16 protein-coding genes and 1 pseudogene are annotated in these 22985 nt (G+C 37.2%); 12 read left to right on the top strand and 5 right to left on the bottom strand.

The features are described from left to right. Positions 1-69 precede the first annotated feature (69 nt). From SAGCYANO_RS47900 to SAGCYANO_RS22300, 3 genes are all read right to left on the bottom strand, one after another. Complete coding sequence (locus SAGCYANO_RS47900) at positions 70-195, bottom strand: hypothetical protein (protein ID WP_255502654.1); 126 nt, start codon at positions 193-195, stop codon at positions 70-72. 315 nt (positions 196-510) lie between these two features. Then, on the bottom strand, positions 511-711 hold the full coding sequence (locus SAGCYANO_RS22305; RefSeq protein ID WP_375339974.1) for a hypothetical protein: 201 nt from the start codon (positions 709-711) through the stop codon (positions 511-513). A 118-nt stretch (positions 712-829) separates the two neighbouring features. Then, the gene (locus SAGCYANO_RS22300; protein ID WP_202222079.1) at positions 830-3358 is read right to left on the bottom strand and encodes a M10 family metallopeptidase; all 2529 of its coding nucleotides are present in this window, start codon (positions 3356-3358) and stop codon (positions 830-832) included. A 931-nt stretch (positions 3359-4289) separates the two neighbouring features. Here SAGCYANO_RS22300 and SAGCYANO_RS22295 point away from each other — a divergent pair. From SAGCYANO_RS22295 to SAGCYANO_RS49395, 3 genes and pseudogenes are all read left to right on the top strand, one after another. Further along, entirely contained in the window at positions 4290-4706 is a 417-nt protein-coding gene (locus tag SAGCYANO_RS22295; protein WP_202222078.1) for a Uma2 family endonuclease, read from the top strand. 108 nt (positions 4707-4814) lie between these two features. Continuing rightward, positions 4815-5110: pseudogene (locus SAGCYANO_RS22290) on the top strand (Uma2 family endonuclease); the annotation flags it as partial. A gap of 606 nt (positions 5111-5716) precedes the next feature. Next, positions 5717-7213 (top strand): RDD family protein, encoded by a 1497-nt coding sequence (locus tag SAGCYANO_RS49395; RefSeq protein ID WP_202222077.1) that lies wholly within the window; start codon positions 5717-5719, stop codon positions 7211-7213. A 2890-nt stretch (positions 7214-10103) separates the two neighbouring features. Here SAGCYANO_RS49395 and SAGCYANO_RS22280 read toward each other — a convergent pair. Beyond that, positions 10104-11306 (bottom strand): argininosuccinate synthase, encoded by a 1203-nt coding sequence (locus tag SAGCYANO_RS22280; protein ID WP_202222076.1) that lies wholly within the window; start codon positions 11304-11306, stop codon positions 10104-10106. 481 nt (positions 11307-11787) lie between these two features. Between SAGCYANO_RS22280 and SAGCYANO_RS22275 the strand changes: the two genes are divergently transcribed. From SAGCYANO_RS22275 to SAGCYANO_RS22265, 3 genes are all read left to right on the top strand, one after another. Next, complete coding sequence (locus tag SAGCYANO_RS22275; RefSeq protein ID WP_202222075.1) at positions 11788-12705, top strand: glycosyltransferase family 2 protein; 918 nt, start codon at positions 11788-11790, stop codon at positions 12703-12705. 549 nt (positions 12706-13254) lie between these two features. Beyond that, positions 13255-14970 carry a group II intron reverse transcriptase/maturase gene (gene ltrA, locus SAGCYANO_RS22270; protein ID WP_202222074.1) on the top strand — a complete coding sequence of 572 codons (1716 nt, stop codon included), beginning with the start codon at positions 13255-13257 and terminating at the stop codon, positions 14968-14970. Between the two features lie 657 nt (positions 14971-15627). Further along, positions 15628-15849 (top strand): hypothetical protein, encoded by a 222-nt coding sequence (locus SAGCYANO_RS22265; protein WP_202222073.1) that lies wholly within the window; start codon positions 15628-15630, stop codon positions 15847-15849. A gap of 384 nt (positions 15850-16233) precedes the next feature. Here SAGCYANO_RS22265 and SAGCYANO_RS22260 read toward each other — a convergent pair whose 3' ends face one another. After that, positions 16234-17037: a trans-aconitate 2-methyltransferase gene (locus SAGCYANO_RS22260; RefSeq protein WP_202222072.1), complete on the bottom strand. Its 804-nt coding sequence runs from the start codon at positions 17035-17037 to the stop codon at positions 16234-16236. 651 nt (positions 17038-17688) lie between these two features. Between SAGCYANO_RS22260 and SAGCYANO_RS22255 the strand changes: the two genes are divergently transcribed. The 6 genes from SAGCYANO_RS22255 to SAGCYANO_RS22235 all read left to right on the top strand — a co-directional run bounded on the left by SAGCYANO_RS22255 (position 17689) and on the right by SAGCYANO_RS22235 (position 22765). Next, positions 17689-17880: a hypothetical protein gene (locus tag SAGCYANO_RS22255; protein ID WP_202222071.1), complete on the top strand. Its 192-nt coding sequence runs from the start codon at positions 17689-17691 to the stop codon at positions 17878-17880. 584 nt (positions 17881-18464) lie between these two features. Then, positions 18465-19409, top strand: a complete 945-nt coding sequence (locus SAGCYANO_RS22250; protein WP_202222070.1) for a methyltransferase domain-containing protein — start codon at positions 18465-18467, stop codon at positions 19407-19409. A 151-nt stretch (positions 19410-19560) separates the two neighbouring features. Then, complete coding sequence (locus SAGCYANO_RS22245; RefSeq protein WP_202222069.1) at positions 19561-19728, top strand: YqaE/Pmp3 family membrane protein; 168 nt, start codon at positions 19561-19563, stop codon at positions 19726-19728. Between the two features lie 464 nt (positions 19729-20192). Further along, positions 20193-20663, top strand: a complete 471-nt coding sequence (locus SAGCYANO_RS45300) for a hypothetical protein (RefSeq protein WP_237396510.1) — start codon at positions 20193-20195, stop codon at positions 20661-20663. An 80-nt stretch (positions 20664-20743) separates the two neighbouring features. After that, positions 20744-21193, top strand: a complete 450-nt coding sequence (locus SAGCYANO_RS45295; protein ID WP_237396508.1) for an IS200/IS605 family accessory protein TnpB-related protein — start codon at positions 20744-20746, stop codon at positions 21191-21193. 528 nt (positions 21194-21721) lie between these two features. Further along, entirely contained in the window at positions 21722-22765 is a 1044-nt protein-coding gene (locus SAGCYANO_RS22235) for a branched-chain amino acid aminotransferase (protein WP_202222157.1), read from the top strand. Positions 22766-22985 lie beyond the last annotated feature (220 nt).

Here is a 22985-nt window from a genome sequence, read left to right as displayed (position 1 = left end):
AAGGAAATTAATAAATTCATGTGTATAGTTGCCACCTGATGGCAATGCACAGCCAAGGTAACTAGCTATCTAAACAAGAATGATCGCTCCTCCAAAACCAACCACGTTTAAGGAGCGATCGCTTTTTCCTTCTGGAGATGTAACAAGAGCGATCGCCCTCAAACTAAAAAATTTCTCCAGACAAAAGACGACCATCCACACGCTCGTAATCATCCTCAACTAACCATGAGTGTGCTTCATCATAAATAGCGCTCTCAAACAAAGGTTTGTAATTAGCAGTGGCATCTTCAATAATTGATAATTGATAATGGATAATTGATAATTACCTCTCCCTAAAAGGAAGAGGATTGAATCAAAGGAAAATTTTTTCTTGTTTCTCCTTAAAAGGAGAGGCTTTAAACCTTAATTATTCGGTAAATGCAACAATTACCCTGTTTGCCACCAACTAACATCAAAATTCGAGGTGGAAAAACAATCGGAGCTACCCATAGTTCGATAAATTCCCAATCATCACCTAGCTCGACGAGGTTTTGTGCGACGGATAACATGGTATTGATTACCTCCTTTAACAATTTTTATTTCAGCATAATAAAGCGCAAGACTGCTACCGTCTGCTCGAATTTGATAACCTATCGGTTCATCAAAATAAAGTCCATAGCGTTCATACTCATCATTTTCATCCTCAAATCCTGTCAATTCTTCTCTTTCTATAATTGCAGGAGGGGCTAAATAGCTAAAAGTCTTATATTATCAGCAATTTATTCCCCTCCTGGGAGGGGCGAGGGGTGGGTTGCCTGTTGCCTGCGCACAGCGCTATAAATTCTGAATTCTAATTATCATTATTTCTAATAGTTCCTAAACCCGCACTATTATCTTGGTCTATTTCTGCATTTCGACCATTGCTTAATTGTACCCAAAAATATTCCTGTTTTTCAACTTCTGTATCACCAATAATAGGTACTCGAATTATCTTCTTTGTCTGACCAGGTCTAAATGTTATCGTACCCTCTCTCGAACGATAGTCTGACCCACTGATAGCTGTACTATCATTAGTTTGATAATCTACTTTGACTGTCCTCGGACTTTCTCGGTCAAGAGTTACTTCAAACCTCGCATTCTTATTACCCCTATTACCTTCGGTTACTGTAGCACGATTAATAGAAATACTTGCTAAATCATCATTTTTAATAGTTGCCACACCTTTATTATCGGCAATAGTAGCATTTCGGGGTTTACTAAGTTTGACCAAGAATTTCTCATCCAATTCATCAGCAGTATCTCCGAAAACTGGTACAGTAATTTGTTTTGTGGTTTGACCTGGTCTGAAAGTAACAGTACCACTACGAGGTCGATAATCTGAACCTGCTTGAGCTTGATTATTTGTGGTAACAAAATCAACTTTCACCGTCTTGTCACTAGGTTCGCTGAGATTGACTGTAAACTTCGGTCTCTGTATTCCACTATTACCCTCATTTACAGTAATATCATTGATAGTAATTTCTGGTGTAGTTGGTTCGTCATACAAAATCTTCATTCGCCTTCCTGCTTTAACTCCATAATAATTAGAAATAGTAATTGAACCATTTTCTTCACCTAGGTCGAGAATTAAATCTTTCCTATTTCGACTTCTTGTTACCTGGGAGCTACTATATTCTGACAAGTCTAAAACATCCTTTTGATTTGTCCTGAAAATCTTATCATTTCCTGTATATTCTCCTGGTGCATAACCGCTAAACTTATTAGCAGCACTATTAGCATAAATTAAATCATCTCCACCAGAATTAATCAGATTTTCGATAACTGCATCATAAGCGATCGCTGTACCAGATGTAGTAGTTTTATATTTCCTACCACTGGTGTCCTGAAATGCAACATATTCATGTTTATTGTAAGCGTCAGCAGTAGTAATTAACCCACCTTCTCTTAAATCTATGCGATAATCATAACTAAAATCTTCTAATTCTAAAGCAGGAAGTTTGGATAGATCGATAGTATCAAAACCACCCCCATCCCAAAGCGTTACTTTTGTTCCTGTGTCAGCACTGCCTAAATATTGATTACCATCAGAAAATCCATAAACACTATCAAATGAATAGGTTGTATTTTGGGAATTAAAGTTGTTATTTCTACCATATAAATATTGTAAACTTTGAATATCATAAGTCATTGGTGTCGTGGAATATTGATTTAAACCACCCAAACCAATGTAGGTCATCATGGTATTAGTATTGTTATCTTGAGCATAAGACAAGAAAGGACCCCGTTCTCCAGAACTATAATTACCAGGATGTTTTAAACCTAAAGCATGACCTATTTCATGGGCGATAGTTATATAACCATAACTTCCAGGAACATCCTCATATTCGTGTCGATAAACAGATGATAAATGTATATCTCCATCAATAGGATTTTCTATTGTACCTGGTGGTTGGTATGCATAACCACGAGATCCACCTGCTAATGGTCCATTGGATAACATTATGCGTATTTGACCGTAGTTATCTGCTGTATCTGCTACTTCTTTAAATGTGACATCTAGATATTGTTCAAAGAGATCAAAAATCTCCGTGACATTTCTTTTAATTGGGTCAGTTAGTGGTAATGGATTTTCTCTTCCATAGTATGAATTAACTGCTTGATTTGATAAAAAGCTATAAGTAATTGTATTGTCTTCTCCTGTCTCCCAACGGGTTTGAGTTAATAAACCGTTGATTTTGTTGTTATTAGATAATGGTATTATTTTTTTAGGGACAAATCCACCAAAAACACTATCAAAACTGCCATTACCAAGAGCGTCTTCTAAATTTGATTGGTTATCTTGATGGTTGGGTGTTTGATGACCACCGCCACAAATATGACAATGAGAAAAGGAGGAAGTTTCTAGTTGATTAACTACAAATTCATCTTGGTCTAAGGAACGAATTTCATAAAATTCATCTTGTTTTTCTGGGTCTTGGTAACCTAGTCTAATTTCTCCTAAAATATTACTTTCATCTTTACTGCTAATCAAAATAACTTGACTATTTTCGACTCCTACTACTTTACCTGTTCGTACCCAGTCTTGTTGATTTGGTGAAGTTTTTACTTCGTCAAGTTGAACATCTAGGGTGACATCTGAAAATAAGTTTAATCTGAGGGTTTTGTCAGATTTATCTGTGTCATCTAGAAGATTAAAGTCTAATTCAACTTGTCGCTGACGAATTATAGGTGTATTTTCAAAGTTGATTTTTACTCCTCCTTTTGGAGAAACTTCAGTAAATAGTAAAGGTGGTTCTTGACTGATGGATGCTCCAACCAGTTCTTCTCCTTCTTCTATTCCTGTTAGAGGGTCTTTTTTTGTTTGACTAGCAGACCTCAAGACATCAGAATTCTGTGTTGATTCTGTAGTAATAATTTCTGGTTTTGTTAATAAAATTTCATCTAATTCTGTTTCATAATTCTGGGTAGGAAAGGCAGCTTCTAAATCAGATTCATAATCATAAAAATTTGTAGTTCTTTCGCCAGTTGGTAAGATGATTTCTTCTTCTGGAATTAGAGAAGATTGAAGATTTTTCCATTCTCTAAATTACTAAATATTGAGGAGCGATCGCTGCTATCTGTAAAGAGTGGTTCTAACATTATTGGTTGGCCTATTTAAAAAATATATTATCCCTTTATACTCTTGATTATTCATTTAGTCCTCAGTGTTATCAGAGAGAATTAAAATTTATTTATAAAAAATTTATACTTAGAATTTTGGCAAGGCTTGAATTTGGACTATTAAAAATAGAAAATTATTTCCTGGTACTCCTAAATTATCAAAATAATTGGGTCTAAAACTTCCTCTTTTAAGGCCAAATATTTTTGGAGAGTTGCTCAAATCTCCGTTACAAAAATAACTTCTGACTCACAGGAGTGCGCGTTCCGCAACCGAGCTGGCGTCGTCGCGGGGTCGCACCGCTTCTGACTTCTGACTTCTGACTTCGTTAACAGTACCTCTAGTTAAAACCTATAGGATTGAAATACTTAAGTTTATTTTTTTCATCCCCTTAAAAAGGGAGGATTTATATCTTTATTTTTCGAGGATATCTGAAAAGTTGTTTAATACTGAATTTTGCCCCCTAGCCCCCAATTCTGGGGGAACAAGAATTCCATAGCCCCCAATTCTGGGGGAACAAGAATTCCATAGCCCCCAATTCTGGGGGAACAAGAATTCCATTAGCTGGTAAAAGTCCCCCAAAATTGGGGGATGCGCGGGGGCTTTGATATAGCAAATGAGACTTCTCAAACAACCTCTTCGGTAAAAAATTATGGTAACAACTAATTCAATTAAAACAATAGCAGTTAATATTCCCCAAGAAATTAAGTTGAAAATTACTCACGAACAATTTCTGAAGTTAGCACTGGTTAACCGAGATTTACAGTTAGAAAGAACAGCTACAGGGGAGTTAATTATTATGACACCTACAGGAAGTGATACTGGCAGAAAAAATTTAGGAATTGAAGCTCTATTATGGTTATGGAACCGTCGCACAAAGTTAGGAGTAGCTTTTAATTCTTCTAGTGGTTTTCATCTGCCTAATGGTAGCGATCGCTCCCCTGATACTGCCTGGGTCATTTCAGTTATCAGTTATCAGTTATCAGTTATCAGTACCTCTAGCTGTTTGCGCAGCATTCCGCAGGAAAGCAAGAGGCTTGACATAAGGAATGCTCTTTTCTCTTGGTAGATTAGATATGGCGAGGAAACCCGCTCTTGACAGAGCCGCTCCGCTAACGCCATCTCTCGACCGCTTTTTATCCCCTTAAAAGGGGAGGCGCATACCCACAATTTTTCGGTAAAACAGGAAAGATGGGATAGTTTAACTAGGGAATAACAGGAAACTTTTGCGCCTTTATGCCCCGATTTTGTCGTAGAATTACGTTCTAAAAATGATACTATTTTAGAGTTACAAAAAATATGAAATAGTATCAGCTAAATGGTGCAAGGTTAGGTTGGTTAATTGATAGTAAAAACCGAAAGGTAGAGATTTATCGGCAAGACCGGGAAGTAGAAATATTAGAAAATCCTAATAGTTTATATGGAGAAGATGTGTTGCCTGGATTTATTTTAGATTTAACAGAAGTTTGGTAATTGAGTGCTAAATAAACATTTGTTGCTGAGAGGATATCTGAAAAGTTTTTTGATACTGAATTTTGCTCCCTAGCCCCCCAATTTTGGGGGAACAAGAGTTAATTTGCTTTTAAAAGTCCCCCAATTTTGGGGGATGCGCGGGGGCTTGGATGTAGCAAATGGGACTTCTAAGATTGCTATATTATATTTTAATTAAGCAAAGGTTGCAGACATTGCTCAATGTTGTTCGTGCAACATTTGGACATTGAAAGCTCAGTCATAGATTGCTTCTGACTTCTGACTTCTTTATGATGCACCATTTACCAAAAAATTATGGTTTAAAGCTTCCCCTTTTAAGGGGATAATAAAGAAAAATTTTTATGATTAGTCAATCCTCTTCTTTTACAGGAGAGGTAATTATTAATTATGGCGTTGCTGATTATGGGTATGATGCAAGTCCCCCTGACCCCCCCAATTTTGGGGGGAATAAAACTCTAAAAGTCCCCCAATTTTGGGGGATTTAGTGGGCTTGACTAGAACCAAACAATCGTGCATTCATACTTCAATTCAGCAACGCCTTAATTATTAATTATTAATTATTAATTATTAATTTTTGAACAACCTGCCATGAGCTATTGCATAAATCCTCAATGTTCTAATCCTCAAAATAGTGGCACTCCTTTATTTTGTCAAAGTTGTGGTTCCCAACTGTTGCTGCAAGACATTTATCGAGTCATTCGACCCCTGGGTGGCGGTGGTTTTGGTAAAACATTTGAAGTGGAAGATTGTGGCACTCCCAAAGTATTAAAAGTTCTACATAATAATCATCCTAAAGCAGTTGAATTATTTCGACAAGAAGCTGAGGTTTTAAGTAGTTTAAATCATCCCGGTATTCCTAGAGTTGAAGCTGACAGTTATTTCACTTTTCAACCTAGAAATAATCAAGAATATTTGCATTGTTTGGTGATGGAAAAAATTGAAGGGATGGATTTAGAAAAATATATGCAGCAACGCAACTTTGAACCTATTTCTCAAAAAGCAGCATTTAGATGGTTAAAACAGTTGATAGAAATTTTGGATGAAGTTCATCAACAGGAATATTTTCATAGAGATATTAAGCCATCGAATATTATGATTAGAGAAAATAGTCAGTTAGTATTAATTGATTTTGGTACAGCTAGAGAAGTTACTCAAAGTTATCTACAACAATTAGCAGGGAAACAAGTAACAGGAGTTATTTCTCCTGGTTATACACCATTGGAACAAGTGAATGGAAAAGCTGTGCAGCAATCTGATTTTTTTGCTTTGGGGAGAACTTTTGTTTATTTATTAACAGGTAAGCATCCTAATAGTTTTTCTGAAGACTCTAACACGGGGGATTTAATTTGGCGAAATAGTGTTGAGGTATCAAATGATTTGGGTGATTTTATAGATTATTTAATGAAACCTTTTCCAGGGCATAGACCTCAAAATACACAAGATATTTTTAACTATTTAAAGAATATAAATCAGGAAAAACAGAGTTCTGGTTTGCCTAAACCTAATCAGGAAGAAGAACAATCAACAGTAGTTTCTTCTCCTCCTGAATATGCAGGATTTTTTAGGCGTTTTTTTGCTTGGGTATTCGATAATATTATTCTGATAATCGTAATGGGATTATTAGGCAAAATCATTTTAAATAATAAATTTTTGTCTGATGACATAATCAATTCAATAGGTGCTTTTGGATGGTGGATACGTTGGGGGTCTTTCAGTATAACTACAGGAATTTTCGGTATTATTTTGATGATTTTAATAGGATTAAACGAGGGAGGATTTGAAGATTCATCATATATAGTGACTCTAACGTTTATCTTATTCACTAATATATTAAAATGGTTTTATTTGACGCGACTTGAAAGTTTACCCATAAAAGCAACTCTTGGGAAGAAAATAATGGGAATTATCATCACAGACTTAAATGGAAATCCCATATCATTTGCTCGTGCTAATGGAAGGTATTTCGCCAAAACAATTTCGTCAATAATTCTGCTAATTGGGTTTATTATGGCAGCTTTTACCAAAAAAAAGCAAACATTACATGACAAGATAGCTGGTACTTTAGTTGTTAAAAAAAAGCCATAATTTCAAAGTTAAAACCCACATTCCGCACTTCGATAATGAATGTAGTTAATGTAGGTAGGGTTGAGGCACGAAACTCAACATTATACCAAGTTGAAAAAAGAATGTTACAAATAAACTGGCTAGTAAATAACTAATAATCCACCTAAAACCTAAAACCTAGCACCTAGTACCTAAAACCACACCTAACACCTAACACCTAGAAAATTATTTGTAGCAAACATTTATCAAATTGGTATTATTTAGGGCTTGCTGATTAAATCTAAAAGCATTGACATATAAAGATTTTAGCCTTTTTGGGGCCTTTAAAAAGTACCTGGTATCACGTCTAAAACGCTCAAAAAGTTAGTATTTTAGGCGCATAGTTGGGCAGAAAAATTCAGGGACAATTCTTACTCCTAACTTCCTCGTTCATTCCCATTTCTCCCCTCCTGGGAGGGGCTAGGGTGGGTTGTCTTCCCTCCTGGGAGGGGCTAGGGTGGGTTGTCTTCCTCCTGGGAGGGGTTAGGGTGGGTTGTCTTCTCTCCTGGGAGGGGTTAGGGTGGGTTGTCTTCCTCCTGGGAGGGGTTAGGGTGGGTTGTCTTCCCTCCTGGGAGGGGTTAGGGTGGGTTGTCTTCCTCCTGGGAGGGGCTAGGGTGGGTTGTCTTCCCTCCTGGGAGGGGTTAGGGGTGGGTTGTCTCCTGTCTCCTACCTCAGCAAAAAGACTTTATTCAGCAAACCCTATTTAGATATTTATAGATATTTGTTGGGTTGCCCGTTGACGGAGTAAGTGCGACAGCTATATCCCTTAACTCAACCTACACAAAAAAAATTATTCCTGTAGAAACAAAAATATATCCCTATAGGAACTGATTAAAGTTAAAAAATCACCTATCTATTAACCTCGAAGTAGTTAATATAGGTAGGGTTGAGGCAGTTTAGGGCAGCCTATCCTTGGAATCTACCCAACATTATTTAGATATTTACAGTACTTAGGCAAAGACACTATTTATAGACTCCAAAACTATTGTCCAATAGTTGTAAACACTATATATAGAGTATTTCCCTTTTGTCCTAATTTATAGATATTTGTTGGGTTGCCCGTTGACGGAGTAAGTGCGACAGCTATATCCCTTAACTCAACCTACACAAAAAAAATTATTCCTGTAGAAACAAAAATATATCCCTATAGGAACTGATTAAAGTTAAAAAATCACCTATCTATTAACCTCGAAGTAGTTAATATAGGTAGGGTTGAGGCAGTTTAGGGCAGCCTATTCTTGGAATCTACCCAACATTATTTAGATATTTACAGTACTTAGGCAAAGACACTATTTATAGACTCCAAAACTATTGTCCAATAGTTGTAAACACTATATATAGAGTATTTCCCTTTTGTCCTAATTTATAGATATTTGTTGGGTTGCCCGTTGACGGAGTAAGTGCGACAGCTATATCCCTTAACTCAACCTACACAAAAAAAATTATTCCTGTAGAAACAAAAATATATCCCTATAGGAACTGATTAAAGTTAAAAAATCACCTATCTATTAACCTCGAAGTAGTTAATATAGGTAGGGTTGAGGCAGTTTAGGGCAGCCTATCCTTGGAATCTACCCAACATTATTTAGATATTTACAGTACTTAGGCAAAGACACTATTTATAGACTCCAAAACTATTGTCCAATAGTTGTAAACACTATATATAGAGTATTTCCCTTTGTCCTAATTTATAGATATTTGTTGGGTTGCCCGTTGACGGAGTAAGTGCGACAGCTATATCCCTTAACTCAACCTACACAAAAAAAATTATTCCTGTAGAAACAAAAATATATCCCTATAGGAACTGATTAAAGTTAAAAAATCACCTATCTATTAACCTCGAAGTAGTTAATATAGGTAGGGTTGAGGCAGTTTAGGGCAGCCTATTCTTGGAATCTACCCAACATTATTTAGATATTTACAGTACTTAGGCAAAGACACTATTTATAGACTCCAAAACTATTGTCCAATAGTTGTAAACACTATATATAGAGTATTTCCCTTTTGTCCTAATTTATAGATATTTGTTGGGTTGCCCGTTGACGGAGTAAGTGCGACAGCTATATCCCTTAACTCAACCTACACAAAAAAAATTATTCCTGTAGAAACAAAAATATATCCCTATAGGAACTGATTAAAGTTAAAAAATCACCTATCTATTAACCTCGAAGTAGTTAATATAGGTAGGGTTGAGGCAGTTTAGGGCAGCCTATTCTTGGAATCTACCCAACATTATTTAGATATTTACAGTACTTAGGCAAAGACACTATTTATAGACTCCAAAACTATTGTCCAATAGTTGTAAACACTATATATAGAGTATTTCCCTTTTGTCCTAATTTATAGATATTTGTTGGGTTGCCCGTTGGCGGAGTAAGTGCGGCAGCTATATCCCTTAACCCAACCTACACAAAAAAAATTATTCCTGTAGAAACAAAAATATATCCCTATAGGAACTGATTAAAGTTAAAAAATCACCTATAGAAACAAAAATATATCCCTATAGGAACTGATTAAAGTTAAAAAATCACCTATCTATTAACCTCGAAGTAGTTAATATAGGTAGGGTTGAGGCAGTTTAGGGCAGCCTATCCTTGGGAGCTACCCAACATTATTTAGATATTTACAGTACTTAGGCAAAGACACTATTTATAGACTCCAAAACTATTGTCCAATAGTTGTAAACACTATATATAGAGTATTTCCCTTTTTCCTCATCTATAGATATTTGTTGGGTTGCCCGTTGGTGGAGCAAGTGCGGCAGCTATATCCCTTAACCCAACCTACACAAAAAAAATTATCCCTGTAGAAATAAAAATATATCCCTACAGGAACTAATTAAAGTTAAAAAATCACCTAAATCGCCAATTTCTTAACCTCTAAGTTTCTCAGACCAAACACGAGTAGGCAAACCCCAAACATAAATAAACCCTTCCGCCGCTTTATGGTCGAACTCATCCTCAGCACCATAAGTCGCCAAATCAAAACTATACAAAGAATTGCCAGACTGACGACCGACAACCATCGCACTACCCTTAAACAACTTCACTCGCACAACACCAGTAACCCTTTCCTGAGTCTGCTGAATAAAAGCATCCAACGCACCCTTCAACGGACTAAACCATAAACCGTTATAAACCAACTGACTGTAAGTTTCCTCAATACCCCGCTTATAACGAGTCACATCAGCAGTCAAAGTTAAACTTTCCAAGTCACGATGCGCTTGAATTAAAACCCACATTGCCGGAGACTCATAAATTTCTCGTGACTTAATTCCCACAAGACGGTTTTCAATCATGTCAATACGACCAACACCATGACCTCCCGCTATCTGATTAAGTTGAGTAATTAACTCAATACCACCCATTCCTTCACCGTTGAGACTAACCGGAATACCCTTCTCAAAACCAATTTCAACATATTCCGGTTCATTCGGAGTATCAGCGATCGCCTTCGTCATATTATAAACTTCCTCCGGCGCCTCCACCCAAGGGTCTTCCAACTCCCCTGCTTCGATCGCCATCCCCAATAAATTTTTATCAATACTATAAGGAGAAGACTTTTTCACTGGAGCAGGAATACCATACTTTTCACCATAAGCAATAGTCTCCTCTCGACTCATTCCCCACTCCCGTGCTGGAGCAAGAATCTTGATTTTCGGGTTAAGTGCAGCAATAGCAACATCAAACCTTACTTGGTCATTACCCTTTCCAGTACAACCATGGGCGATCGCATCAGCACCATATTTTTCTGCTGCATCTACTAATATTTTAGCAATTAAAGGTCTAGCTAATGCTGTAGCTAAAGGATAACGATTTTCATATAGAGCATTTGCTTGAATAGCAGGAAAAGCATATTCTTTAATCAAAGGTTCGATAACATCTATAACCAAAGATTCTACCGCACCAGAATCTAATGCTTTTTTGCGGACTCCTTCTAACTCATCTCCCTGTCCTAGATCTGCGGCAAGAGTAATTACTTCTTTGACACCCCACTCATTTTTTAAGTAGGGAATGCAAACGGAGGTATCCACTCCACCAGAATAAGCTAATACAACTTTAGTGGCACGACTCATAGATTTTTCTCTAGAATTACAACTGGGTTTTTATTATGGGACTAAACCTGTAAAATTATTGTCAGGCAAAGTACAGATTCTAGAGTGTATCTTAACTGTGGGAAGAATGAAAAGCGGTTAAATAATTAATAATTAATAATTAATAATTAATAATTAATAATTAATAATTAGAGTCTGCTGATTAAATCTTAAATAATTACCAGATAAAGGTTTTAGCCTTTTTAGGTATTGAAAAAGTACATGGTTTTCAGCTATTCATGCTCAAAAGTTAGCATTTTTAGCGCATAGTTGGGCAAAAAATTCTCCCCTACTCCCCCTACTCCCTTTTCCCCTCCTGGGAGGGGTTAGGGTGGGTCCCCTACTCCTTAAAAAAGACTTTTTCAGCAAGTCCTAATTAACAATTACCTCTCCTTGAAAAGAAGAGGATTGACTCAAAGAAAAATTTTTCTTCACTTTTATTCCATTTATTGTAGGAGACAAAATGTTTTTCAGTGTAGTTATCCCCACTTATAATCGCAAACCGATTTTAGAAAAGTGTCTTCGCGCTCTGGAAAATCAGGATTATGACCGCCCAATTATAGATTATGAAGTAATAGTTGTCGATGATGGCTCGACGGATGACACTATCCCCTGGTTAGAAACAGAGGCCAAAGAGTTTCCCCATGTCCGACTATTTTCTCAGTCCCACCAAGGGCCAGCAGCAGCTCGGAATTTGGGTGTTGAGCAGGCCAAAGGAGATTTTATTATTTTTATTGATAGTGACCTGGTGGTGACAGATTCTTTTCTACAGTCACACGCAAATAGTTTGATTGCTCAAAAGTCAGATAATGTATTTACTTATGGCAGAGTTATTAATACTTGTAATTTTGATTTTCCGACTTCAGAACCTTATAAGTTGACTGATTTTTCAGCAGCTTTTTTTGCTACGGGAAATGTGGCGATCGCTTGTCGTTGGTTAATTGAAGCTGGATTATTTGATACTCGTTTTGAACAGTATGGTTGGGAAGATTTGGAGTTAGGAGTTAGGTTAAAAAATTTGGGTTTGAAATTGATTAAGTGTCCTGATGCTGTTGGTTATCATTGGCATCCACCTTTTTCTTTGGAGCAATTACCAGGAATGATTGAGCGAGAAATTCAAAGGGGAAAAATGGGAGTTTTGTTTTATCAAAAACATCCTACTTGGGAAGTAAAAATGATGATTCAAATGACTTGGCTGCACAAATTATTATGGGGAGTTTTATCATTAGGTGGGATATTAAATGAAAAGACAATGGCTGGTTTTTTGCAATGGTTAATTGACCGAGGTAAGTCACAATTGGCTTTAGAAATTTCTCGCATATTTTTGAATTGGTATAATGTACAAGCTGTTGTGCGATTCGCTAGCCTAAATTGGGACTAAAACCCAAGGGACGGTAATACTGGCCCATTTGCCAGGAAAACTGATTATTTATGTGGGTGAAGCGGGAAACCGTCAGTCCCACCTTCCAGGTGCAGGAGTGAAAGCATTTCCCCTACTACATAGACATAAGCAACCTATAGAGTAAAGCGGGGATAAAAGACAGAAACACTGGTAGTCGAATCTGGTGACTGTCAAGCAAGAGTCCATGCGTAACGCAAGTGAAGATACGTTTGAACCACCGTTAGTACAGATGGCCAAAACGACTGATTAAGGCCAAGCCAAAAGGCAAGGATAAGGCGTAGGCAATTAATAGCTTGACCTATAAGCACTGCTTAGAAACCCGGTGGAAAGTATTCACGCTAAAGACTCAAAACAATAGGTAATCGGAACGAATTAACTCCCAAAAATCTCTAGGACAGGTCGATAACCTAGTAGGTGCTAACCGTATGATTTCGGGAGAGGGATAGAGTCAGAAGCCAACGCCGATCCGTAATGGATTGGATATGCTGACAGACTCACGGTAACTTCAAGGAAATTGATTAAGTAGCAATGAATAAGGCTAAAGCACGGGAAAACCTGATGACGGAATGGAAGGACGTAAATTGGCGCAAAGCTGAGATACGAGTCTTTAAGTTGCAGCATAGAATATTTCGAGCGAGTGAACGTGGTGATGTCAAAGCAGTACGCAAGCTTCAGAAAACCTTGATTAGGTCATGGTCAGCAAGATTACTTGCGGTAAGGAAGGTCACTCAGGATAACCAAGGGAAAAAGACGGCAGGAGTGGATGGTGTCAAATCATTGTCCCCAAAAGCCCGTATGAACCTAGCAAACAACTTGAGAATTACTGGGAAAGTACGCCCGACACGGAGGGTAATGATTCCAAAACCAAACAGCGATGAGAAAAGACCCCTAGGAATACCGACAATGTATGACCGTGCCTTGCAGACGCTAGTGAAACAAGCGTTAGAACCAGAATGGGAGGCCAAATTCGAGCCAAACAGTTATGGTTTTAGACCAGGACGCTCATGCCACGATGCTATCGGAGCTATATTTAATAGCATTCGGTACAAAGCCAAATATGTGCTTGATGCGGATATATCAAAATGTTTCGACCGTATCAACCACCAAGCTCTGCTTAAGAAGGTCAATACATACCCCATCCTTAACCGGATTCTAAAACAATGGTTAAAAGCAGGATACATTGACCAGGGAGATAATTTCTTCCCTACTAATAAGGGTACACCACAGGGAGGAACAATTTCACCTCTATTGGCAAACATTGCCTTACATGGTATGGAAGAACGGATTAAGGAATTTGCAAGAACCCTTAAAGGTGGCAAAAAAGCAAACCAGGATAAAATGAACCTAATCCGTTACGCCGATGACTTTGTGATAATCCATGAGGACTTAGGTGTGATTAAATCCTGCCAACAAATAATTGAAGAGTGGCTAAGTGACATGGGATTGGAATTAAAACCGGAAAAAACAAGATTAACCCATACTCTCAGAACACACGAGAAGGAAACTGGGTTTGAGTTTCTAGGATTCCACATACAACAGTACAAAGTAGGAAACTACAGAAGTGCAAAGAATCCGCACAAAGAAATTCTAGGTTTTAATACACTAATCACCCCCTCCAAAAAGTGCATCAAGGCTCATCTAAATAAAATCGGGGAAGTAATAGACACCCATAAGACTGCCCCACAAGCTGCCCTCATAAGCAAGCTGAACCCAATTATACGCGGGTGGTCAAACTATTACTCGACCGTAGTTAGCAAGGAAACATTTTCAAGATTAGATTACCTTGTGTATCAAAAACTAAGAGCGTGGGCAAAAGGTCGGGGAAAAGGTAGCATCAATAAGGACAAATACTGGAGAACGGTAGGCGAACAACATTGGTGTTTCAGTACAGAAAACGGATTAAGACTAAGAACACACTCAGAAACTCCCATTATTAGACATATCAAAGTCAAGGGAAAGGTTAGTCCGTACAATGGTGACTGGAAATATTGGAGCAAGCGTAAAGGGGAATATCCCGAAACACCCACAAGGGTAGCCAAATTAATGAAACGGCAAAAAGGGAAATGCCCTCACTGCGGTCTATATTTCACAGATACAGACATTGTAGAAGTTGACCACATAGTGCCTAAAAGTCTGGGTGGGAAAGATACCTACGATAACTTACAACTTTTACACAAACACTGCCATGACACTAAGACTGCATCAGATGGCTCCCTCCACAAGAGCCAGGACGAGAAAGTCTGAATGTATCTATAACAAGGATGGAGTTATTGAGGAGCCGGATGAGGTGAAAGTCTCACGTCCGGTTTTGAAGGAGAGGTAGGAGTGGAGACGCTCCTATCGACTCTAACTATGCTGCTGATTTGACATCCTCCCCGGCCTAAAGGCACGGGGATTCCTACTGAGCCGTAGATCTTCGGCGGGTTGACGCTTCTTAGGCTGCTGCTACTTTGACAGTAGTCTTATGCCTGCCTCCACGTCCGTTTAGAGTTTCCGAGTGCCCCCCGGCAACTTTTAGTACTATAGCATATATTCAATTTACTTGCAAATAAAAAGTCGCCCTAGAAGGGCGAGGCTTTAAACCCAATTTTTCGGTAAATATTAGACATTTTCAGAAAAGAGGGAGTAGGGAGTAGGGAGTAGGGAGAAAGAATTGATAATTTCTGTGCAATGGTTGATTTTATTTTTTATTATCACCAGATGTCTATTGAGCATAATAGTTAACTTAAGTACAATTGAAGAAAGTTTTAGGTAGTAGGTTTTAGGTTAATGATTCAACCCTTAAAGAAAGTTGTTAAAAAGTCGCCTTTCTAGGGCGAAGCTTGAAACTTAATTTTCCGGTCATATTTTTTCTACAACCTACAACCTACAACCTACAAAGTTTAGAGCGTAGCAACGATAATGATTGAACCTGATTTTCCTCATATTGTACTGGCCTTTAACTATAAGGGTTGGAAAGTTGAAATTGACAAAGGTGAAATGGATGGATGTCCTACTTATGCAGCTTGGGCAAACTATAATTTGGGTTGCGTTGTGGCAGTACCTTATGCTTCTTCTAGACAAGAGGTAGTTAAGCGTGCCAAGCAATGGATTGATGCCCGAAATAATCAGAAAATAAATTAGTAAAAAATATAAATTATTATATAAAACAACAATAACTTAAACAATCAGTAATTTAGTCATTATTTATTCAAAATTACCAAATAATTAGGGTTTGTTGAAAAAGTATTTTTGCTATTTTTAGTAATCAGTAGGGGCGATTTCCTACGGAATGCTCCGCAAACGTGAATCGCCCGTACAGTAGTTAGGAGGAACGGGAAATAATGAGGAGGAAGTCGGATATATTTATCCCTCGATTTTTCAATGCTTTGATCTTAGATCAGTAAGCCCTAATTAAAGTTTAAAGCCTCTCCTTTAAAGGAGAAAAAATTTTCCCTACAGCGTCAATCCTCTCCTTGAAAAGAAGAGGTAATTAATAATTAATAATTAATAATTAATAATTAATAATTATTGAACTTCCTTAAAAGCCATAATCCTAATTCGCTTATAATCAGCCGTCCACCTACCCTTCTTATATAGATGAGGACGCAATCTATTTTCAATATCATCAATAATAATACTTTGCTTTTTTTCAGGAATTCCTTCAAAGAAACAAGTTGCAAACATCTTCAGCCAATTACGCAGACCATATTCTCCATCCTCAAGTTTAGTTGGTCTTTCTAATAAACTAGCAAAAGTCAACACAAAACCTTCTGATTCTAAGAGAGTAGCATATTCTCCAATACTAGGAAAATACCAAGGATTAAGTTGTTTATTACTACTATAACCAGCAGCATCTAAAGCTTCATAAATACTTCTAATAATTGTTTGAACATTACCTTTTCCACCAAACTCACTAACGAAACGACCCCCAGGTTTCAGGACGCGCCAAATATTACAGATAACTTTTTTCTGTTCTTTAATCCAATGAAGTGCTGCATTAGAAAACACAGCATCAAATGTTTCTTTTAAGTCTATATTACCTCCATCTCCTACTAAAAATTTAATATCTGGATAACAACTATTTGCTTTTTCAATCATAGTTGGAGCATTATCAATTCCTAAAACTTTTGCTCCCTTTGTAGTGATTTTATAGGTCAGATGACCTGTACCACAACCAAGGTCAAGAATTTTTTCTCCAATCTGAGGACTGAGCAATTCTAATAAATCTATTGCCAAATTAGAAACAAAAGAATGTTTACTTTCATACAGTTCTGCATTCCACTCATTGAAAAATATATTTGGGAAGTTGTTAGTTGTATTATTTTCCATAGCACTATGAGGAGTAGCTTATTCAATAGATTATACTTGAAGACAAGCTAATAACCGATAGAATCAAAAGTTAAAAATGCCAAGACCCTACCTCACCAGTTAAGAGATGCAGAGACTTACTCCCTACATCAAATCAATCAATAGAAAGGACGATCGCCAAGACAGTCAAAAGTAAGACTTAACTGATTAATTTTAGATAGTTTGAATTAGGAAAAGTTGTTTTTGCTCTTGAAGCGATTGAGTAAAATTACTCTAATTATCGGGATAAAACTATGATGATTTAAGTAATAATACCATAAGCATTTCCTGCGGAATGCTGTGCAAACAGCTATTAGCAGTCAGCTAGCCTCCTCCGGAAGAACTACGCTCTTCAGCAATTAGTAATTAGTAATTACTTCTAAGGTTTAGTCAGGGGACGCATGCCAGTAACTTTCATTCTTTCTCAATTTCAAAGGTTGCTTTTACCTTCCTCAAAATTAATAGCTGAAGTCCGCAGTTCCGACCTAGGAGGCTAGCTAATAGCTGACGGCTAAATGCTTACCTAAATAACACAGGAGCATGAAAGCCATCGTCTTTTAAGCGATGGATGAAAGGCGAGGAGTCGGATGTTAAGGAAATGTATTTTATTTTACCGAAAAGAATAGCTCAATTATGTCAAGAGTATGGAATAATATTTATAGAAACACCAACGCCAGTTATACAAGTGTCGCTTCATTTTTAGATGGTGACTATCTACCTAATTATGGTGAAAAACTCGGTGCTTCCTTGCTCGGACTCAGGTTCCGAGCAAGGAAGCACCGACCCTACGGGCCAATGATTGGAAACCGTCACCGAAAAGAATAAAGCGATGCAGCGCCGCCAAAGGGGGTTTCTCCCATGAGCGACTGCATCAAGACAGCGTGGTTTGTATAAAGCAGGTAATAATTGGTGTGAAGACTGCAGACTGTAATGGGGCTACAAATATCATCACCAAATGTAAGCCGCAAAGCTAAGTTTAGACGCTATGCCGACTGTGTAGGGGCACCGCGGACATCGTCCCCAAAGAGTGTATCTTTGGTCAGCGCTCGAACAGACGGAGCAACACGGATTTATCGGTGTTGCGTAGTATCTACTTAGAATCCCCTCGGCAATAGCTGCGGGGAGTAGTCAAATAATACCTTTCTATTAAATCAAAAATCATCCATCCAGACTTAACTAATTAATTTAGATAGTTTTAATTAGGAAAAGTTGTTTTTACTCTTGAAGCAATTGAGTAAAATTACTCTAATCATCAGGATAAAATTTAGATGATTTAAATACAATAATACCTGTAAAACCTCAAATTTGTATTCAGTATAGTTGGAATCTAAAACCATTTTGTGCTAATAAATGTATCCTGTCCTAATATTGACTATTGAAATAAAGTATGTGATTTAGGAGTATGGCTTATGGCAGGTAGTGAAGTTGGTGCAGATTTATGGATTAGCGAGTATATCACACCTTGGGATATTTATGTTCATGGCGTTACTGAGGTACTTGCCTACAAAAAAACTGCCTATCAGGATATGTACATTATAGACACAGGTATTTACGGTAAAGCACTGGTTCTTGATGGTAAATGGCAATCTTCTACAGGAGACGAATTTTTGTACCATGAACCCCTGGTACATCCGGCCATGATTTTTCATGGATCTCCTAGTAAAGTTCTTGTTCTTGGTGGTGGTGAAGGAGCAACTATTCGAGAGGTCTTACGTTGGCTAACAGTAGAACAAGTGGCCATGATTGACATTGATGGAGAAGTGGTTGAAGCTTGTCGTCAACATTTACCTGAGATGCACGCTAATGCTTTTGATGACCCTCGCCTCAAATTGGTCATTGGTGATGCTTTAGAATTTTTGGATACTTCTAGTCAAATTTGGGATGTAGTTATCTCTGACCTTTCTGACCCTATTGAAGAGGGACCTTCATTTCAGTTATTTACAAAGGAATACTTTGAAAAGATTCTACAGGTGCTTACCCCTGAAGGGTTTTTTATTGTGCAAGCTGGCCCTGTTTCCCCAGGAGAAATGAAACTTCATACTCGAATTGTGAATACAATGAAAGAAGTTTTTCCTTATGTCCAATCTTATAGTAGTTATGTTCCTACTTATGGACAACCTTGGGGTTTTGTAATGGGTTCAAGAGAAATGATTAATAGTCGTCCTGACCCAGAAACAGTTAATCAAATTCTGAGAGAAAAAACTACTGGTGGGTTTCGGATGTTGGATGGGACTACCTTATTGGGGATTTTACAAGTACCTAAACATTTGCGGGAAGCGATCGCTACTGAGACGGAGGTATATACTTTAGCAAAACCTCCAAAATTTTTCGGAAAAGGTTCTACTAACAGTTGAAGCTATAGAAGAAGGAAGAAGGAAGAAGGAAGAAGGAAGAAGATTAACTATATAAAATTCCTTTGTTTCGGCTATTCTATAATTCCTGGCCTTTGTGGCGACTGCCACATACTGAAAGAACAATAGTTTAAAAATTACAAGAGTAACTAAAATGACTATACTACGAATTCTAGCTGCTATATTTTTACCGCCTTTAGGTGTTTTCTTGACCGTTGGTCTCGGCGGTGCTTTTTGGATTAATCTTCTCCTAACTATTTTTGGTTTTTATATTGGTGGTATTGTTCATGCTGTTTGGGTTATTGCCAAGCATGATCGATAATTTTTCAGTCAAATAATTTAGGTGTAGAGGTAGGGGTAGGTTTTTTGACTATTTCTAAGTTATAGCCAATCATAATATTAGCCTAAACCTATTCTCTACTAAAATACAGCTAATTTTTATACTTTAAATTCTTTAATTACGAAAAAAGGACGAGAGTTTGAAAGACACGTCTTTTTAAAGCGTTGATGAAAAACGAGGGGGGAATTTTAACACCTTAAAAAGTTGTCCTGCATTTATTCTTTAATGGGAGCATAGTAATATGGAGGTGCTCAAGATGTATGGATGCCAACAAGAGTTAATTAAAAGTCCAGACAATGTCCCGTTTTTAGAATACTTATGTATTACAGCAAATAAGCTTATTAATTGTGGGATTTATTTAGCTAGACAATGGTATTTTAAGTTTGGGTATATTATAGGAAAATACGACTTAGAAAAAGCTCAAATCTAATACAAATTATCAGTTTTTGTATTCTCAAGCAGCACAACAAACTCTTAGAGGGGTAGCAGAAGCATTTAAGTCTTATAAAGAACTTTCTCATAAGTACGCAAAAGGAGAATTAACTGATCGACCTCAATTGCCTAAATACCGTAAAAAAGGAGGAATGGCAGTTATAAATCACCCTAAACAAGCTTTAAAGTTGGAATTGGGTAAAGTTAAATTACCTCTGGGACGAAAGGTTAAAGCAGCATTTAAAATTGACAGTTTTTTCTTAGATTTTCCAAGTAATCTTGAGTTTAAAGAAATCAGAGAAATTAGGATTTTGCCGCGTAATGGTTGCTTTTATGTCGAATGGGTTTATGAGTTAAAAGCTGCTCAACCTCAGTTATATAAAGCCAAAGTCTTAGGCATTGACCACGGGGTTGATAATTGGTTAAGTTGTGTCTCAAATGTAGGAATAAGCTTCATTATTGATGGTAAACACCCACCCCTTTAGTTCCCCTCCCGGGAGGGGATAGGGGTGGGTTGGTACAACAAACAAATTGCGACAATTAAAGAAGGTAAACCCCAAGGATTTTGGTCAAAAAACTAGCTGGCATAACTGAGAAACGCAATCGACAAATGCGGGATGCTGTCAATAAAGCAGCAAGATTAGTTATCAACAACTGCTTAAAATATGGCATTGGTAGAATTGTTTTTGGTTGGAATAAGAGGCAAAAAGATAGTATTAACATTGGAGGCAAAAACAACCAAAAGTTTGTACAAATTCCTACAGCAAAACTCAAAGAACGGATTAGTCAGTTATGCGAATTGTACGGCATAGAATTGATAGAAACCGAAGAATCTTATACTTCACAAGCATCGTTTTTAGATGATGATTTCTTGCCAACTATCGGTGAAAAACCCCAAAGCTGGAAAGCGTCTGGAAAACGAATTAAGCGATGCAGCGCCGTCAAAGGGGGTTTCCCCCATGAGCGACTGCATCAAGACAACGAGGTTTATATCAAACTCAATGTGGTTTATTAGTTAATGCAGATATTAATGGCGCAGCTAATATCCTCAAAAAAGTAGCGACAACTTTGAAATTTTCTCTCAAAGGAGTCAGTAGAGGCACTTTGATAATGCCTTTAAGAATCCAATGGATGGATTGCTTAAGAATCCCCTTACCTTTAGGTCGGGGAGTATCAATGGCGACTCATAACGTAAGCATTTCCTGCGGACTGCTGCGCAAACAGCGGTCAGCTATTCCTACGGAATGCTGCGCAAACAGCTTTATTACCTTTAGTGGGCAATTTAAGCTCATTGTTCTTGTGCTTCAGTTCTTTGTTTACAGCAGTTTTCATTTGGGTAGGCCACAGTAGGGACGTTCCATGGAACGTCCCTACAAGGTTTAATGTGTGAAGATGTGGTTCATCAATGAGCAAAAGCGCTGTAAAAAGCTGAGAGCTGACCGCTCATAGCTGAATGCTTACCTCATAACTGATAAATGATATTATAGAGAAACTACATTTACTAGACAAGCCAGGTAATAATGACAACACTAAATCTTCAAATATCTATAGAAAAACTAGCTCCTCTCGCATTAAAGAACAAGATATTAATAATAGTTCATTTGGCAAAGTATTTAGCGACCATATGTTAGTTGCTGACTACAGGGATGGTAATTGGCAAGATGTGAAAATTGTTCCTTATGGCAATATTCCAATGGCTCCTTCTCTGTCAGCTCTGCATTATGGTCAGGCGGTTTTTGAAGGTTTAAAAGCTTATCGAAGTCCCACAGGAAAACCTTTACTATTCCGCCCACAAGCTAATTATAAACGGATAAATGAATCAGCTTTTCGATTATGTATGCCACCTATTCCTGAAGATATTTTTCTGGATGGTTTAAAGGAATTAGTTAGGCTAGATTCTGACTGGATTCCTACTCAGTCAGGTAGTGTATTATATATTCGACCTGTTTATTTTGCTACAGATGAATCTGTTGGTCTTAGACCAGCAAATAGTTATAAATTTATTATTATTTCTTGCCCTGTAGGTGCTTATTATTCAGAACCGGTTAAGTTAATTGTTACAGATAAATATATACGAGCTGCTGAAGGTGGAACAGGTTCTGCTAAATGTGCTGGTAATTATGGTGGTAGTTTATTAGCAGATCAAGAGGCTAAACAACAAGGTTATGATAATGTTTTATGGTTGGATGGGAAGGAAAAAAAATACGTTGAAGAATGCGGCACAATGAATGTGGCTTTTGTTATTAATGATGTTGTTATTACTCCTAAATTAACTGGTACTATTTTACCTGGAATTACTAGAGATAGTGTATTAACTTTATTGAGAGATATGGGTGTTAAAGTTGAGGAAAGATTAATTTCTATTGATGAAGTCGCAAAAGCTTATGAAGATGGTAATCTTTCTGAAGCATTTGGTATGGGAACTGCTGCTACAATTGCTCATATTTCTACTATTAATTATCAAGGTAAAGATATGATTTTACCTCCTGTTTCTGAACGAAAATATGCTCCTCAAGTATTGCAAAAATTAGAAGATATTAAAACTGCTAAAGTGACTGACCCTTACGGTTGGGTTTATCCACTGTAAACTATCGGCTACTATAAATTGGTCTTGGGATGAGATGAAAACTAAAAATTATGACTTGATTCACTAATATGAATTTTCTATCATCCCATAATTTTTATATGTTAAATATAGTTAACTTTCTATTGTATTTAGTATCAAAAATATTCTGGGAATGATTGAAAGATAGAGAAGCTAAATATAAATATGTATAACAGTCTGATTTTCTACAAATAATTTAAGA

Origin of the sequence: Okeania sp. KiyG1 (assembly GCF_014132355.1) — a bacterium.
Taxonomy (GTDB): domain Bacteria; phylum Cyanobacteriota; class Cyanobacteriia; order Cyanobacteriales; family Microcoleaceae; genus Okeania.
Note: the sequence above shows the minus strand (reverse complement) of the source record. Positions and strands in the feature narration are given on the sequence as shown.

What these genes read in the sequence shown, in the direction of transcription:
- SAGCYANO_RS47900 (WP_255502654.1), bottom strand. Translation starts at nt 195, where the DNA reads ATGGTCGTCTTTTGTCTGGAGAAATTTTTTAGTTTGAGGGCGATCGCT.
- SAGCYANO_RS22295 (WP_202222078.1), top strand. Translation starts at nt 4,290, where the DNA reads ATGGTAACAACTAATTCAATTAAAACAATAGCAGTTAATATTCCCCAA.
- SAGCYANO_RS49395 (WP_202222077.1), top strand. Translation starts at nt 5,717, where the DNA reads ATGAGCTATTGCATAAATCCTCAATGTTCTAATCCTCAAAATAGTGGC.
- SAGCYANO_RS22280 (WP_202222076.1), bottom strand. Translation starts at nt 11,306, where the DNA reads ATGAGTCGTGCCACTAAAGTTGTATTAGCTTATTCTGGTGGAGTGGAT.
- SAGCYANO_RS22275 (WP_202222075.1), top strand. Translation starts at nt 11,788, where the DNA reads ATGTTTTTCAGTGTAGTTATCCCCACTTATAATCGCAAACCGATTTTA.
- ltrA (WP_202222074.1), top strand. Translation starts at nt 13,255, where the DNA reads ATGAATAAGGCTAAAGCACGGGAAAACCTGATGACGGAATGGAAGGAC.
- SAGCYANO_RS22265 (WP_202222073.1), top strand. Translation starts at nt 15,628, where the DNA reads ATGATTGAACCTGATTTTCCTCATATTGTACTGGCCTTTAACTATAAG.
- SAGCYANO_RS22260 (WP_202222072.1), bottom strand. Translation starts at nt 17,037, where the DNA reads ATGGAAAATAATACAACTAACAACTTCCCAAATATATTTTTCAATGAG.
- SAGCYANO_RS22255 (WP_202222071.1), top strand. Translation starts at nt 17,689, where the DNA reads ATGTCAAGAGTATGGAATAATATTTATAGAAACACCAACGCCAGTTAT.
- SAGCYANO_RS22250 (WP_202222070.1), top strand. Translation starts at nt 18,465, where the DNA reads ATGGCAGGTAGTGAAGTTGGTGCAGATTTATGGATTAGCGAGTATATC.
- SAGCYANO_RS22245 (WP_202222069.1), top strand. Translation starts at nt 19,561, where the DNA reads ATGACTATACTACGAATTCTAGCTGCTATATTTTTACCGCCTTTAGGT.